The 16,101-nt window shown below is 27.3% G+C and carries 14 protein-coding genes; 12 read left to right on the top strand and 2 right to left on the bottom strand.

Going from position 1 to position 16,101, the window contains the following annotated elements; all coding sequences use genetic code 11:
• The first annotated feature begins 275 nt into the window (after nt 1–275).
• The 9 genes from A9601_RS15785 (at nt 276) to A9601_RS15745 (ending at nt 10,734) form a co-directional block, all read left to right on the top strand.
• Entirely contained in the window at nt 276–2,030 is a 1,755-nt protein-coding gene (locus A9601_RS15785) for a polysaccharide biosynthesis protein (RefSeq protein WP_167315827.1), read from the top strand.
• Between the two features lie 3 nt (nt 2,031–2,033).
• Nucleotides 2,034–2,552 (top strand): acyltransferase, encoded by a 519-nt coding sequence (locus tag A9601_RS15780; RefSeq protein ID WP_011818833.1) that lies wholly within the window; start codon nt 2,034–2,036, stop codon nt 2,550–2,552.
• A 20-nt stretch (nt 2,553–2,572) separates the two neighbouring features.
• Entirely contained in the window at nt 2,573–3,679 is a 1,107-nt protein-coding gene (locus A9601_RS15775) for a DegT/DnrJ/EryC1/StrS family aminotransferase (protein ID WP_011818832.1), read from the top strand.
• Nucleotides 3,680–3,719: 40 nt separating this feature from the next.
• Nucleotides 3,720–4,832, top strand: a complete 1,113-nt coding sequence (locus A9601_RS15770; RefSeq protein WP_011818831.1) for a Gfo/Idh/MocA family protein — start codon at nt 3,720–3,722, stop codon at nt 4,830–4,832.
• 4 nt (nt 4,833–4,836) lie between these two features.
• Nucleotides 4,837–6,636: an ABC transporter ATP-binding protein gene (locus A9601_RS15765; RefSeq protein WP_011818830.1), complete on the top strand. Its 1,800-nt coding sequence runs from the start codon at nt 4,837–4,839 to the stop codon at nt 6,634–6,636.
• A gap of 106 nt (nt 6,637–6,742) precedes the next feature.
• Nucleotides 6,743–7,960: a hypothetical protein gene (locus tag A9601_RS15760; RefSeq protein WP_011818829.1), complete on the top strand. Its 1,218-nt coding sequence runs from the start codon at nt 6,743–6,745 to the stop codon at nt 7,958–7,960.
• A gap of 136 nt (nt 7,961–8,096) precedes the next feature.
• On the top strand, nt 8,097–8,870 hold the full coding sequence (gene rfbF, locus A9601_RS15755; protein WP_011818828.1) for a glucose-1-phosphate cytidylyltransferase: 774 nt from the start codon (nt 8,097–8,099) through the stop codon (nt 8,868–8,870).
• Between the two features lie 113 nt (nt 8,871–8,983).
• Nucleotides 8,984–9,529, top strand: coding sequence for a dTDP-4-dehydrorhamnose 3,5-epimerase (gene rfbC / locus A9601_RS15750; RefSeq protein WP_041484556.1), 546 nt, complete (start codon nt 8,984–8,986; stop codon nt 9,527–9,529).
• Complete coding sequence (locus A9601_RS15745; RefSeq protein ID WP_011818826.1) at nt 9,526–10,734, top strand: class I SAM-dependent methyltransferase; 1,209 nt, start codon at nt 9,526–9,528, stop codon at nt 10,732–10,734. The genes rfbC and A9601_RS15745 overlap by 4 nt, the downstream gene beginning before the upstream one ends.
• Before the next feature lie 167 nt (nt 10,735–10,901).
• On the opposite strand, the gene A9601_RS18910 is transcribed toward A9601_RS15745, so the two are convergent.
• Nucleotides 10,902–11,030, bottom strand: coding sequence for a carbamoyltransferase N-terminal domain-containing protein (locus tag A9601_RS18910; RefSeq protein ID WP_225866277.1), 129 nt, complete (start codon nt 11,028–11,030; stop codon nt 10,902–10,904).
• Nucleotides 11,031–11,226: 196 nt separating this feature from the next.
• On the opposite strand from A9601_RS18910, the gene A9601_RS15740 reads away from it, so the two are divergent.
• From A9601_RS15740 to A9601_RS15730, 3 genes are all read left to right on the top strand, one after another.
• On the top strand, nt 11,227–12,510 hold the full coding sequence (locus A9601_RS15740; protein ID WP_011818825.1) for a hypothetical protein: 1,284 nt from the start codon (nt 11,227–11,229) through the stop codon (nt 12,508–12,510).
• A gap of 78 nt (nt 12,511–12,588) precedes the next feature.
• Nucleotides 12,589–13,395, top strand: coding sequence for a glycosyltransferase (locus A9601_RS15735; protein WP_011818824.1), 807 nt, complete (start codon nt 12,589–12,591; stop codon nt 13,393–13,395).
• 4 nt (nt 13,396–13,399) lie between these two features.
• Entirely contained in the window at nt 13,400–14,281 is an 882-nt protein-coding gene (locus A9601_RS15730) for a hypothetical protein (RefSeq protein ID WP_011818823.1), read from the top strand.
• A gap of 45 nt (nt 14,282–14,326) precedes the next feature.
• On the opposite strand, the gene A9601_RS15725 is transcribed toward A9601_RS15730, so the two are convergent.
• Entirely contained in the window at nt 14,327–16,051 is a 1,725-nt protein-coding gene (locus A9601_RS15725; RefSeq protein WP_011818822.1) for a GumC family protein, read from the bottom strand.
• Nucleotides 16,052–16,101 lie beyond the last annotated feature (50 nt).

Below are 16,101 nucleotides of genomic sequence, written 5' to 3'. Positions count from 1 at the left end.
TTTTTTAAAATTACCTTAATTTCTAATTGCTTTAAAATTAATTTTTAAATACTTATAGTAAATGAAGTTTGAATTTATTTGAAAAGAACTATCATTACTTGAACTTAAATACAAATAATGCTAATTTTATATTTAATTCTTTTAGATAATTGAGTAAGTTAGACTATTTTTATAGAAACTATAACTTAAGAAAATTAATTGTTATTATTATTGATATTTCAATTTTTTGGATATTTTTTTATTTAGTTTTGTCAATTAAATATAATTTTTATTCTTTGAATGAGGATTTCAATTTTAAATGGATTTTATATATAGGAACTATATTTGGAACTTTTTTTTATATTATAACTGGTCAATATAAAGCACTTACTCGTTATTCTTCTAGTGTCGACTTTTACGCAATCTTAGCCCGTAATATTATTCTTGTATTTATTCTTTTTTTAATTGGAAAGATATTTAACTTGGCAATGCCAGCTTTAACAATATGGATATTGACTGCTGCATTAGTTTCAAGTTTTTCATTTATTGTTCGACTATTTTTAAAAGACGTAATATTTTTCCTTAAAAATAAACTTAATAATAAACAAAAAAATATTGTTATTTATGGAGCTGGTGATGCTGGGAATCAACTTGCGAATGCATTGTGCTTGAGTCAAAAATATAAAATTATAAGTTTTATAGACGATTCTTCTAATCTTCAAGGTAGGACAATAGGAGGAATTCCAATAAAAAGTCCAAATTATTTAAATTTTCAAAATTCAAAAGTTGATAAAGTTCTTTTGGCAATACCTTCTTTGACAAAAGAGAGAAAAAAAACTTTATTAGAAAATTTAGAAAAAAAATCTATAGGTGTATTACAAATCCCATCTATTGATGAATTAACTAGCGGCTCGGCACAAATTGACACATTGCGACCAGTTTCTCCTGAGGATTTATTAAGCAGAGATATTGCAACTTATGAAGATAATAATCTAGAGGAATTAATAAAAAATAAAGTTGTTTGTATTTCGGGAGCAGGCGGATCTATTGGATCTGAATTATGTAGACAGATCATTAAACTTAAACCCAAAAAATTAATACTTATTGAAATGAATGAGCATAGTCTTTATAAAATTAACTATGAATTGACTCAAAAAGAAATTTACGAGATTGAAATTATTCCAATACTGGAAAATGCATCAAACTATAAATCTCTCAATCTCCTATTTAAACAAATTAAAATTAATATCTTATTTCACGCAGCTGCTTATAAACACGTACCCTTAGTAGAAATGAATCCAATGTCAGGTCTGGCTAATAATTTTTTATCAACAAGTAATTTATGTAAATTAGCATTAGAAAATTCAATAGAGAGAATAATTTTAATTTCATCTGATAAAGCAGTAAGGCCTACTAACTTAATGGGCGTTTCAAAACGATTGTCAGAATTAATTTTTCAGGCATATTCCAAAATTGATAATAAAAAAGATGTTAATAAAAAGACTATTTTTGCGATGGTTAGGTTTGGTAATGTACTTGGTTCTTCGGGATCAGTAGTGCCATTATTTAATAAACAAATTACTAAAGGAGGGCCTATAACTTTAACTCATCCAGATGTAATAAGATTTTTTATGACTATTTCAGAATCAGTACAATTAGTTCTACAAGCCGCCTTATTAGCTAATGGGGGAGACTTATTCATACTTGATATGGGAAAACCTGTAAAAATATATGATCTTGCCATGAAAATGATTAATTTAAGAGGATTAAAAATTAAAAATAAAGAGAATCCTGATGGTGATATTGAGATTATTTTTACAGGTCTAAGGCCAGGGGAAAAACTTTTTGAGGAATTATTAATTGATGCCGATACTGAATCGACTATAAATCCATATATTCTTCGAGCACAAGAAAAATTTATTATGCCAGAAAATCTTTTCCCTAGATTAGAAAAATTGGAATATCTTATTGACTCAAGGGATTCAAAAGAAGTTTGGAATCTCTTGAATGAAATTGTTCCTGAATGGATTAGAAGTAAAGAACTAAATTAAATAATGAAAAGTAATTTAAGAAAATTAATAAAAATTTTTATTAAAGAAAGTAAAAATCTTTTTATTTATGATAGCGGAATTAAAAATGTTTCTTTGGGTTCTAATGTCAAGATAATTAAACCAGTTAATATTTATGGATGTAAGATTGGTGATAACTCCTTTATTGGACCATTTGTAGAGATACAAAAAAATGTAAAAATTGGAGAGAATACAAAAGTTCAGTCTCATTCATTCATATGTGAACTTGTTTCCGTTGGTAATAATTGTTTTATTGGTCACAGTGTTGTTTTTATAAACGACTTATTTTCAAATGGTTCCACCTCTAATGGAAATAAAGAAAATTGGCAGAAAACTACAATAGGTAATAATGTCCTAATAGGGAGTAACGCAACAATATTACCTGTAAAAATAGTAGATAATGTAGTTATTGGAGCAGGAAGTGTTGTAACCAGGGATATTCTGAAATCGGGGATATATGTGGGAAACCCAGCAATTTTTCTTAGAAATATTGATTATAAATAAATTTAAAATATATTAAATAAATGAAAAATATTCCAATATTAGACTTAAATCTTCAGCATTTAAATTTACAGGATGAGATTTTTGATGCATTTAAGAAAGTTATTAATAAATCCTCCTTTATAAGAGGGGAGTATGTAGATTCTTTTGAAAATGAGTTTGCTAAATTGACGGGAAGGAAACACTGCATATCCTGTGCAAATGGAACAGATGCACTATACATAGCTATGCATGCTATGAATTTGAAAAATAAAGAGGAAGTTATTGTTCCTGCACATTCTTGGATATCAACTTCTGAGACCGTAACGCAAGCTGGAGGAAAGGTAGTTTTTTGTGATACTAATGTTGATGATTTTACTATAAATACTGATCTTATTGAATCAAAAATAACTGAAAAAACAGTTGGAATAATACCAGTCCACTTGTATGGTCAGCCAGCTAATATGTCAAAAATAAAGCAGATTGCTAAAAAGTATTCTCTTTGGATTATTGAGGATTGTGCACAAGCCCATTTTGCTGAATTTAAAAATTTGCAGGTTGGCTCATTTGGAGAAGCATCGACTTTTTCTTTTTATCCTGGGAAAAATCTTGGAGCTTTGGGTGATGCTGGAGCTATAGTTACAGATAATGATGAAGTCGCTTATAAATTAAAAACTTTTGCTAGACATGGCGGATTATTGAAGGGTGATCATCAAATTGAAGGGATTAATAGTCGTATGGATGGATTACAGGCAGCCTTCCTCTTAATCAAGATGAAGTATATAAACAAATGGACAGATCAAAGAATTGATAAAGCTAATAATTACTTTAAATTGTTAAATGATATTCCAAATTTAACTTTGCCGGTAGTTAATAAGGGTAATAAACATGTTTGGCATTTATTTGTTATCAAACATGCAAAAAGAGATGAATTATCAATTTATTTAAAAGGTAAAGGAATATCCACATCAATTAATTATCCTATTGCATTACCTTTTTTACCTGCATATAAATATCTAAATCATTCTAAAAATGATTTTCCAGCAGCATATGAAAATCAAAGTAAAATTTTATCAATTCCTCTTTACCCAGAACTAACTTTAGATCAACAATCTTTTATATCTAAAAACATAATAGATTTCTGTATTTAGTTTATAGTAAAGTTAAAAATTAAAATCTAAAATAATATTTATGTATGCGAAATTCAAACCTATCACTAATAGAAAAATTAAAGTTGGAATAGTTGGTTGCGGTCGAATTTTTAAAAAGCATCTTGAGGCAATTACAAATAATTTTGAAAGAATAGAATTAGTTGCAATTTGCGATGAAAATAATGATTCTTTAGAAAAAGCTAATGAATTTATTAAAGATGTTTGTTCAAAAATAAAAAATTTTTCAAATAATCCCAAAAGGTTTTTTTCCTATAAAATATTGTTGGATTATTGCTCTCAAAATCCTAATTTCATTGATTTAATTGTATTAGCAACACCAAGTGGTTTGCATCCAAGTCAAGTAATTAGTGCTGCTAAATGTGGTCTAAATGTTATGACTGAGAAGCCAATGGCTACGAAATGGGCTGACGGGCTATCTATGGTTAAAGCCTGCGATGATGCTGGTGTAAGATTATATGTCATAAAGCAAAACAGATTTAATAGAACTCTTCAGTTACTTAAAAAGCAAATTGTAAATGGTAGGTTTGGAAGAATAGCAATGGTAACTTCTAATGTTTTTTGGCAAAGACCTCAATCTTATTACGATCAAGATTCGTGGCGAGGTACCTGGGAGTTTGATGGTGGTGCTTTAATGAATCAAGCTAGCCATTATGTTGATTTAATGGAATGGTTGGTTGGCCCAATTGCATCGGTTAATGCTTCAATTGCAACTGTTGGACGCAATATTGAAGTTGAGGATACAGCAACTTTAAATTTGAGATGGCGAAATGGTGCGCTAGGTTCTATGTCTGTTACCATGCTTACTTATCCTAAAAATTTAGAGGGCTCAATAATTGTGTTGGGTGAAAATGGTTCAGTAAAGGTAGGGGGTGAAGCTGTCAATAAAATAGAATTTTGGGAATTCAAAGACAATCATCCTGATGATAAAAATGTTGAAATTAACAACTATGAAGTTAAAAGTGTTTATGGCTCAGGACATTCATTATTTTATTCAAATATTCTTGATCATTTTCAAGGAAAAAATGTTGATGTTTGTGATGGAAGAGAAGGTTTAAAAAGCCTTGAATTATTAATAGGAGCTTATAGGTCTGCTAGAGATGGTAAGAATATTTATTTGCCCTTAGACTACTGATTTAATGACTACCAGAAACGTAGAAAATATTGATATTAATTTGCCGAATTTAATTTATGCGCTTTGGAAAAAATTAAAAGAACAAAGAAAAATGCAAATTATTTTTCTTTTTTGTTTTGTATTGGCTAGCGCATTTTCCGAAGTTTTTTCATTAGGTTCAGTATTGCCATTTTTATATGTATTAATAAACCCAATAGGACTTTGGAATTTAACTTTCTTTAGAAATATTTTTATATTTTTGGGTATTAATAATCCTAATTACTTATTACTCCCAATGACAGTAATTTTTTGTCTTTGTATAGTTTTTGCAGCTTTTTTTAGATTAGTCACTATTTGGCTAAACTGCAGATTGTCTGCTGCAATAGGTTCAGATTTGAGTTGTGAGGTTTTTACAAGAACTATTTTTCAACCATATAAATACCATTTAGAAAGAAATAGTAGTGAATTAATTGCGGCGATTAACATTCATATTCCTCAATCTATTTATTCAATAAATTTATTTTTTAAATTAATAAGTAACGCAATTATTGCTTCAAGTATCATAATTGCATTGTTAATTATCAATCTGAAGATTGCCTTATCATTAATAATTGTTTTTGGATTTGCTTATCTATTGATTTCTATTTTTATAAAAAATAAACTTGCTGCAAATAGTTTGTTTGCAGTAAATGCAACTCAAAATCAATTATCAATAATACAAGAAAGTTTAGGTGGTATAAGAGACTTGATAATTGATCAAAATTTTAATTATTACATTAAAAAATTTATTAAATATGATAAACCATTAAGAATAAGAGATTTACAAAATGAGTTTTTGGGTTCTTTCCCTAAATATGCCTTAGAAGCTCTTGGTATGATTCTTATAGCTGTTTTAGGTTTCTTAATTAAATCTTTATCTCCTAGCACAGTTAATGCAATACCACTTCTAGGAACTATTGCTCTTGGGGCACAAAGATTACTACCTTCTCTACAGCAAGTATTTACAAGTTGGTCTGCAATAAAAGCTAAGCAAGAAAATTTAAAAAAAATACTTGATATACTTGATCGCCAAAACTATAACAAAAATTTTAATTTAGGATATTCTGAAATTTCCTTTAACAAGGAATTAAGACTTTCATCAATAAGTTTTAAACATTTAAATCAAAAAAAATCAATATTTGAAAATATCCACTTAACTATTAATAAAGGCGAATGTCTAGGAATTATTGGTACAACAGGTAGTGGTAAAAGTACTTTTATAGATATAGTTATGGGTTTGCTAATAGGCTCACAGGGGTACTTGAAAATTGATGGTCTAAATTTATATTCAGGGAAAGATAGTTCAAGAAAAATAAGGGCTTGGATGTCAAAAATTGCGCATGTTCCTCAAAGTATTTTTCTTTCTGATAGCACTATTGCTGAAAATATAGCTTTTGGTATTGAATTAAATAATATTGATTACAGAAAATTAAAAAATGCTATTGAAGCAGCTCAACTTAATGATTTTATTGAAAGTCTGCCGAATAAATACAACACTTTTGTGGGAGAAAGAGGGGTTAAATTAAGTGGAGGTCAAAGGCAAAGAATTGGTATTGCTAGAGCATTTTATAAGAATCCACAAATTTTAATTTTAGATGAAGCAACAAGTGCATTAGATATTAGAACAGAGAGGAAAATAATGGAAAAAGTAAATTGCCTAAGTAAAGACTTAACTATCATTATTATTGCTCATCGTCACTCAACTTTAAAAAACTGTGATAGGGTTATTGAGATTAATGGAGGTAAGATAATCAAAGAAGGTTTACCTAAAGATGTGTTATATTAATTGAAAATATTTTCAATAAACCATTTGAATATTATTTAAAAAAATTTGTTCTTTAGTATTTACATAACCACTTTAAATTTCCAAAAATATTTATTCATAGTTATTAATGTTTTTTAAAAAAAAATATGATATTTTATTAATCTGTAACGATGAAGATAAAGCAGAAATTAAAGATGGGAAGTATTTCTCAAAATTTTTAGATAGCTTGAAAATATTGTTGGAAACGTACAATCTAAAATCTCTTAGTTTAGCTTTGCCTTTTGCAAGAAGATATGGCGGATCAACTTACTCAAATGCAATTTCTGTCAATCTAGAAATTTTTTTTATCAAAGTTATACGAAAGGTGCTTCAAAAAATAAATTTATACAATGGCATTGAAATTTTTCTGAATAAATGTTCTTTGACAGAGGATAAGTTTTACCAAAATTTTATAAAAAAATTCGGTATTAGATTAGTAATTTGCATTGGAGCTAATAAATATATTTGTCAAGCATGTAGGGAAAGTAAAATTAATATTGTTGAGTTACTTCATGGTTTAGGCTACTCAAAGATTCCATGGGGATGGAGTTATGAAGAAATTAAAAATCTACCGACACATATATGGAGTCTTGATAGAGCAAGCACAAAAGTTTTTAAACCTCTTGAAGGTATGGGCATTATTCTGGAAGAGATAGAACATCCTTGGTACTCTCAATTTGAAAATTTTAAGGAAGGTTCTTTCGGCTCAATTTCATTCCTAAGTAAAAAAAATAGTCCAATAAAAAATAAAAAAGTTGTTCTTTTATCTTTAACCTGTGGTTATGACGGTGATGAAGGAACTTATTTATATAGAAAGAATGTAATTAAAAATGGTTTAATTCCATCAAATTTAATGGAACTATTAGAAGATCAGAATCAAAATATTTTTTGGTTTATTAGAAGACACCCCAAGCAAGAAGCAAAGATGAAATATAATAATCAAAAGAAATTATTAGATCAAATTTGTAAGAAAAATAAAAATGTTGATTGGAGACAGGCAACTTCAGTATCATTACCCTATCTTTTGCCTTATGTAGATTGTCATATTACTATGAATAGCCAAATTTGTTACGACACAGCTATATATGGGATAAAATCTCTTGGTCTTTGTCCAAGTTTGATCAAAGGAAACTCATATCAATTTGCATTTCAAGATCTTGAAGAGGCTAATTTGTTTAAAAGGGGAGTTTCTAAAAAAGATGATATTCTTAGCTTTATTTTGGAATCAAAAAAGATTAAACCATTTAAATTAACTTGTAGAAATAGGGATGATTTTGTAAAAACAATTTATAGAGCTATTAAATAAATTTTAAAGAAATATTTTGAAAAATTTCTTATTGATTTAAATTAAAAAATTTAACGAATTAACATATGTTAAACTTTCTAAAATCTTAAATTAAAATTTATTGGATTTTATTTAAGACCACACTTTTAAAATTGATTTGACTAAAGCAGTAATTTTAGCTGGCGGACTAGGGACACGTTTGAGCGAAGAGACATCCTTAAAGCCTAAACCAATGATTGAGATTGGGGGGAAACCAATTCTTTGGCACATCTTAAAAATATTTAGTCATTACGAGATTAATGATTTTATTATATGCTGCGGTTACAAGGGATATTTGATAAAAGAATATTTTGCGAATTATTTTTTACATACAAGTGATATAACTTTTCATATGGATAATGATAACTATATGGAAGTACATCAAAGAAAAAGCGAACCCTGGAAAGTAACCTTAGTTGATACTGGAGACCTGACTCAAACTGGAGGCAGACTTAAGAGAGTTTTTAAATATTTAGATTCTGAGACTTTTTGTTTTACATATGGTGATGGGGTCTCTGATGTTAATATTAAAGATCTTCTTGAAAAACATAAAGAGTCAGAAAAACTTGCTACTGTGACTACCGTTAAGCCTCCAGGAAGATTTGGAGCTTTAAGATTAGATAATGATTTAGTATCAAATTTCCAGGAAAAACCAGATGGCGATAACTCTTGGATAAATGGTGGTTTTTTCGTCTTAGAACCTGAAGTAGTAGAACTTATTGAAAATGATCAAGTTATATGGGAAGAAGATATATTACCTAAATTGGTCTTGAAAAATCAGTTAGGAGCATATAAACATAGGGGTTTTTGGCACCCAATGGATACTTTGCGCGATAGAAATTCTCTAGATTTACTATGCAAAAAAGGAAATGCACCATGGATAAAATGGTAAAATTTGAAAATCAATTTGTTTGATTTTGATTTTATGACCTAAGGTTATAAAATCTAAGAAGTTTAAATGCTTTAAATGATAATATTAATCTGCAATTCAAAGCAATATAAATAATGGCTCATATGCTAAAGCCTACAAGTATTGACGGAGTTTTTGAAATTCAAACAGATATTTTTAATGATCAAAGAGGTTCCTTTATTAATTTTTTTAGATCATCAGAAAAAGCTTTTAAAAATTGTTGGTTTGATAAAGAAATAAAACAAGTTAATTTGAGTAAAAATAGTTTTAAAGGTACATTAAGAGGTTTGCATTATCAATTAAATCCCTACGCAGAAAAGAAAATGGTTAGATGTATAAAAGGTTGTGTTTGGGATGTTGCTGTTGATTTGCGAGAAGATTCTTCAACATATCTTTCATGGCATTGTGTAGAGTTAAGCCCAAAATTTGCAAATGCCATTGTAATTCCAGAAGGTTGCGCTCATGGATTTCAAGTTCTTGAAGAGGATAGTGAGATATTATATTTGCATTCTGGGGATTGGATTAAGGAATCTGAAACTGGTATAAGATGGAATGATCCTCAAATAGCAATTTCATGGCCTTTGCAGGCTGTTAATTTAAGTGAAAGAGATCAAAATTTGCCTTATTTATCTGAGAAATGAATCTTAAATGTAGACATTGTGGAAAAACTCTAAATCATGAAGTTATTGATTTGGGCAACCAGCCTCCAAGTAATGCATATTTGGATAAAAATCAAATATTGAGACCTGAAATTACGTATCCCTTAAAAGTCTATGCATGTGAACATTGTTGGTTAATTCAACTTCCTGAACATGCCACATCAGAGGAATTGTTCACGCCAGATTATGCTTATTTTTCAAGTACATCAACTAGTTGGTGTGCTCATGCTGAGAAATTTGTAAATGAAGCTGTCTCAGATCATAATCTTTCGCAAAAAAGTTTTGTTGTTGAATTAGCAAGCAACGATGGATATTTATTGCAATATTTGAAATCTAGGGGAATACCTTGTTTAGGTGTTGAACCAACTAGAGCTGCTGCTGAAATCGCAAGATCTAAGGGGATTAATACAATAGAAAGCTTCTTTGGCTTAGAAATGGCTAAGGATATGGATAAGGCAGATCTTGTTATAGCTAATAATGTTTTAGCTCATGTACCTGATATTAACGATTTCATGGGGGGTATACATGAAGTTTTAAAGCCAAAAGGAAAAGCATCAATTGAATTTCCCCACTTATTAAGAATGATAAAGGGGAAACAATTCGATACTATTTATCATGAACATTTTAGTTATCTAAGTCTTAGAACAGTTCAAAGAATAGCTTCATCTGTTGGACTGGAAATATTCAAAGTTTCCGAATTAAGTACTCATGGAGGTAGTTTAAGGGTATGGCTTTCCAAAAAAAATAATTTTGAGATTGATTCTTCTGTTGAGAGAATACTAAATTTAGAGGTTCAAGAGGAATTAGAGTCTCTAAAAATTTTTGAAGAATTTCGCGCGAGCGCCTTAAAAGCTAAATATCAATTCTTAGATTTTCTTATAAAAGCTAAAAATAAAAATAAAAAAATAATGGCATATGGAGCCGCTGCAAAAGGTAATACTTTTTTAAATTTTGCTGGAATAAAATCTGATTTAATATCTTTGGTAGCAGATAAATCTATTAGTAAACAAAATAAGTTTATGCCTGGTAGTTTGATACCAATTGTTTCACCTAAAACTCTATTGAATGAGAAACCTGATTCAATAATAGTTTTACCTTGGAATATTATTTCAGAAATCAGATCTCAATTAAAAAACCATCAGCTTGTTACTGCTATTCCGAATTTAAAGGTTTGGAATAATTTATAAAATAATTTCTCTTTAAACCATATTTCAATGAATGCAATAAATGATCTTATTCCTTTAGAAGCAACTGCTAAATATGTTTCTAAAAGTCTATCAATAGTTAAGAGTGGTTTCTCATAGTAAATAATTTCTTTAATTTGACTAAGATCAATTTGATTAGATTTAAGTATTTATATTATTGCATTATTGGGAAATCTAGGATCATGTCCCCTCCTAGAAAATCTTTCTTCCTGAACTGCAGAAATTATTTCGCCAACATCTATAAGAAAAGCAGCGCTGTCATGATAAAAACATGAAATTCCAAGAATAAAAGTTTTGATATTTAATTAAAGAAATATTTATTTTCTAAATAGAATGCGAAATAAATTTTTGCAATTTTTAATAAAAAATTAACCATACTTTAAAAAAAATTTTCAAAATTGTGATTTTTTTATTTTATTAATTTCAAATATCAATAAATACTTTAAAATTGAGCTTAATGCTGAAATAAAAAATTTGAAAATATCAAAATCTTATATTTTATGTTTATCTCTTTTTCTACCTTTTAGATCATATATAATACTTTTTCCATTAATAGTTTTTAGTTTATTTAATAAAATAACTATTCCTAGAAAAGTTTTAAGAGATTTTTTGGTTTGTATATTTGCTTTAAGTATTGCTTTAATATTTGGGAACTCAATAAATTTTGAATTTAATTCAAGTTCAAATCTTTTAAGAATTTTTAGAGAGTATTTTTCAACTGTACGATATTTTTTTCTTATAGTTATCTTTTGTAATGCTGTTAAGAATATTCACCGTTATCATAAATTAATTAATAAATTAGAAAAATTTTTTACTGGATTTTTAGTATTAAATTCTTTAGTTATTTTACTATGTTTATTTTTTCCTCAATTAAATGATTTTTTGAAATATTTATATAACTTTGGTAATGTAGTTGATACTTTGCCAGTTAAATATAGAGCTATGGGTTTAGTTGGAGCATATGAATATTCGTCTCTAGCATGTATCAGTTTATCAATTTTGGGACTAGTTAATAAGAGTCAAACTATGTTTTATTTAGGTATTTTTTCTTCTGCTGCTACAGGAAGATTTGGCGTATTAGCTTCATTCTTATTAATATTTTTTCAATTTGCAAGTTTGATATTTGTGACATTAAAGAAATTAATTTTTAATTTAAAAATTTCAAAAAATATCTCAGTAAAAATTTTAATTTCAGTTGTTTCACTTTCAGGATTTTTATTAACAATATATTTGCTTTTGGTTAATATTCTTGGTCAAAATTTATCAATAAGTCAATTGGTACAAATTTTTGGAGATGCCTCTTATTTTTCAAATACAACATCTAGTAATATTGGGGTTTTTGATAAACTAGGTTATGCTAATTATGATATTTTTGCTGATTATTTTAAATCAAGGATGGGATTTACAGAATTAATGATAGGTTCTGGTGATTCCTCAATTGATTTAATTGAGATTGATTCAGGATGGTATAGATTATTGAATAAAGGGGGTATTCTTTTTTTAATATTTACACTATCTACTTTTTTCTATTTTCTTAAAAAATCATTTGAGCGTGCAGAAAAGATTATTGAAAATAAAGATTTATATAAAAAACTTAAATTCTACATTTCAACTTATTCAATATTTATGCTTTTACTTAATACAAAAAGTATGGCATTATTATCATCTTTTACTTTAGATATTTTCTTAATTACTATTTTGATTATTGTAAATTGTGGTTATAAATACCGAGAAGATTACATTTTTGAAGAAAATTGAATTATAACTGTTTATGCTATTTGTATTCCGAAATTTAAATATATAATGTAGATAGTTTCAAGGGGAAATAGGATTTATATGAATTATAAATTCCTTATAGTTGTACCTACATTTAATTCTTATAAAATTTTATCTAAATTAATTTATTCTTTAGAAAAGCAAACTTATCCTTTTTGGAGAGTTTTATTTGTCGACGGTTTTTCAACTAAAGAACACATTAATTTTCTAAAAAAGATTTGCAAAGAAAATAATCATTTTTCATGGTCCTACCAATTAAAAACAAAACCGGGTATTTATTCAGCTATGAATTATGGTGCTACAAAAGCAAAAAAAGATGAATGGACTTTATTTTGGGGTTCTGATGATTGGGCTTCTTCGAGTAATGTTTTCGAAAGTTTAAATAAATATATAAATAAATGTATATTTGATAAGAAATTTCCAGATCTTTTAATTAGTAATTGTACATATGTCGACAGAAACGAAAATCCTTCAAGGAAAGGAAGATTTCTAAAAAAAAAGGATAATGTAATTAATCATTTTAATTCTAAAGAGTTTAGAAAAGCATTATTCAAAGGTTATATTCCTTCTCATCAGGCAACAATCTTTTCTAAAAAAAGTTTATGTTTCGAACCACTATATGATTCTCAATATGAATTAACCGCTGATTTGGATTTTTTTCTGAGGTTTAGTAATAAAAGTGATTTAAATGTGACTTATATTGATTATGAAGCAGTATATTTGGCAAAAGGTGGCATAAGTGGACGCAAACCTCTAAAAAGAATAAATGAAGTATTTAAATCCTATAAACTTAACTATCCCTTTTTGTATTTATTGCCAATTTTTACTCGATATTTTCGGAAAATATTATCTTCCATAATAAAATAAAATTATGTTTGAGTTACACTTATTTGGAGCTTCTTCACCTACTGGAAAAAGCCTAGCTCAAAAAATTAAAAAAAATAAATTATTGAAACTTATTGGTTACTCAAGGTCAAATCCTTCTTATAAATTTATTGATTTAAGTAAAAAAAATAATGTTATTTCTAATTCAAATTCGCCGTTTATTATTGTTTCCCTTGCACCAATTTGGTTATTTGCAGATTTCTTTGCTTTTATATCAAAAGAAAATAAAACCTTTTTAAAAAATTTAAAAGGTTTAATAATTTGTTCATCATCTTCGGTTATTACAAAAAGATTCGCTAATAATGAGTTTGATAAAAAATTAGTCTCATTATTATTATTAAGTGAGAATAAAATTGTTAATGAAGCCAAAAAAAATAAAATACCTATAAGACTTATTAGACCGACTTTGATTTATGGAGATTATCTTAATTATGAAGATAAAAATATAAGTAATATCTTAAAGGCAATGACTATTTTACCACTGATTCCATTACCTTCTAAATCTGGCTTAAGACAGCCTATTCATACAAGTCAGCTTTCTGAATATATTATAAAAATTTCTCAATTTTTACTTAAAGGATCAAACGAAAATAAGGCTAAAGAGATAATTAATCTAGGTGGAGATGAAGAAATAAGTTACTTTGAAATGCTCATCGCAATTAAAAAATCTTTACCCAAAAAACATAAGGCTAAAAAATGTATAATTTTAGAAATCCCATCAAAGTTTTTTTATTTTATATTTTCTCCACTTCTGATATTTAATAATAAATTTTTTGGTGCAATTTTAAGAATCGGATCTAATTTATCAGGTTTCGAAAAAGTATATAAATTAAGTAAAACAAAACCTAAAAAATTTCCCATTAGTTAAATTTATTTCTTTTCTAAAAGTAAGGATTTAGGTTCAAAAAAATTATCAAGTTTCGTTAATGAAATTGATCCATCCAATCATATCTATCTTAAGTATCTCAAGTTTTTTGTTTAAGTCTTTTATATCATTAAATGTTTCTTCTCCAAGTTTACATACAAAAACTTTTAATCCTACTTTTTGGGCATCAAAAATATTAAATGTATAGTTTATTGATACTTTACCAGTAAGTTTTTTAAGCTCATCAATAAATAGTTTTAATTCCAATTCAGAGACACTTTTTGAGGAAATTATAGTAATTGATTTTGCTTCAATATTATCTGTAAGGATCTTAGAGAGATATTGTAGAGAATTTTCTAATACTATATTTGAATTTATAACGTAATTATCTAAGAAAGGAATTTTTAATATTCTGTTAATATCTTCAATATTATAAATTAGATTTTTCTTTTTTTCTAAAAATATGGAGTAAATAATTCCTAATATACCCCCCCCTATTGCTCCAGCCATTATTAATAATTTTTTATTAGGACCTACAGGAACTTCCAAAAGAGTAGGTCTAGTAATAAGCTCCCAAGGATCTTTAATTTTATTTTTCTCTAATTCAAACTGTAATCTCAATTTTTCTAAATTACTTAATGTATTTTCATCTCTTATTGATTCTGCAGATAATTCTTTAAATTTTAAAATTATTCCATCTTCTCTAGTATTAGCATCTATCTCAGAATTAAGTTCAAATTTTTTAGTTATTAAGTAACTCTTGAATTGTTCTTTAAGGCTTTTTAATAGGGTTGACCTTTTATTTATTAGATTTTGGATATTTCTATTTTTTTCTTTATAGTTTGTTCTTAGAACGGCCAATTTATTGTTAATAAGATCAATTTCTTGTGGAACTCCTTTAAGTTCAGATTCAGAACCATAGTTAGAAATGTAGTTTTTACTCAAAAATAAAACATTAAGTTCATTTTCGTTGTATATCTTATCAAGTTGCGATAAGAGACTATCTATTCTTCTTATTTGATTTGAAGCTGTTATTCTTTCTAATTCCACGTCAGATTTTGTTAAATTAGAATAGTTTCCTTTATCACTAATTAGATTTGGGGATATGAATAATAGATCATGTTTTAATGCAAATTCTCTTGCTTTTGTACTTGAATTAACTGATTTTTTTTTAAATTTTTTTATCTCATCTACTAGATAATTTAAACCATTTGTGATTTCTCTTTCTCTGTCTCTCCCAGAATACTTTTGATATGATGCGGAAATTTGTTTTAAAGCAGGTAAGATAATATTTTTATCTTTATCTCGAAATTTTATATTTAAAGCTGATGTACCTTTCATTAGTTCAAATTTAAAACTATTTTCTCTCCACTCTTTAAATCTCCATTTTTCTGCATATTTCCAATTTTTATTTTTATTATCTAACACATAATTATAAGTAGGCATCAATATGGAGGGACTTTTTAAGACCTCTAACTCTGTCTTTAACTCTCTATTACTTCCTATATTTAAAGAATCCCCAATTAGAGAGTTATCAATCAAAATAGATCTCGCTAGACTTTGACTATTATTAACGTTTGTATCTGATAAAACTATTTGAAATTCTCCCTGCCAAATTTTTTTCAGATTTAATGCAATAATTCCACTCACTAAAACACTAATTCCGGTTATAGAAGCAATAGCTTTTTTATTTCTAAAAATAATTTCATATAGTCTTCTAATATCAAATTCATCTTTTTCAAATTCACTTTCTTTTAAAAGGATATCACTCAATTTAAATCTCCTTACTCTAGAGTTGTGGCACTTATCTTTATAATTATAAA

It is taken from the genome of Prochlorococcus marinus str. AS9601 (assembly GCF_000015645.1).
GTDB lineage: Bacteria > Cyanobacteriota > Cyanobacteriia > PCC-6307 > Cyanobiaceae > Prochlorococcus_A > Prochlorococcus_A marinus_O.
The sequence above is the reverse complement of the archived record's forward strand: the minus strand, read 5'-3'. Positions and strand labels throughout refer to the sequence as shown.